Consider the following 306-nt stretch of genomic DNA (forward strand, 5'->3'; position numbering starts at 1 on the left):
AGAAACTTTGTTTAGTTTTGAGAGGTTTACCTCTTAAAACTTTAACCTATAAGACGCTTATTTGGGCCTATAGCTCAGCTGGTTTAGAGCGCACGCCTGATAAGCGTGAGGTCGATGGTTCAAGTCCATTTAGGCCCATATGGGGAATTAGCTCAGCTGGGAGAGCACCTGCTTTGCAAGCAGGAGGTCATCGGTTCGATTCCGTTATTCTCCATTATCAACCATAAGGTTGATAGAGTTTGTACTTTGAAAACTAAATACTATCTAATTTCTTTATTAACAAAACAATAAACCGAGAACACCGCG

2 tRNA genes are annotated in these 306 nt (G+C 40.8%); both read left to right on the forward strand.

Features of this window, described 5'->3' with window-relative positions:
* The first annotated feature begins 63 nt into the window (after positions 1-63).
* A tRNA-Ile gene (locus tag AACL61_RS09075) sits at positions 64-138 on the forward strand.
* A 3-nt stretch (positions 139-141) separates the two neighbouring features.
* A tRNA-Ala gene (locus AACL61_RS09080) sits at positions 142-214 on the forward strand.
* Positions 215-306 lie beyond the last annotated feature (92 nt).

Source organism: Limosilactobacillus reuteri subsp. porcinus, assembly GCF_036621895.1.
Taxonomy (GTDB): domain Bacteria; phylum Bacillota; class Bacilli; order Lactobacillales; family Lactobacillaceae; genus Limosilactobacillus; species Limosilactobacillus reuteri_J.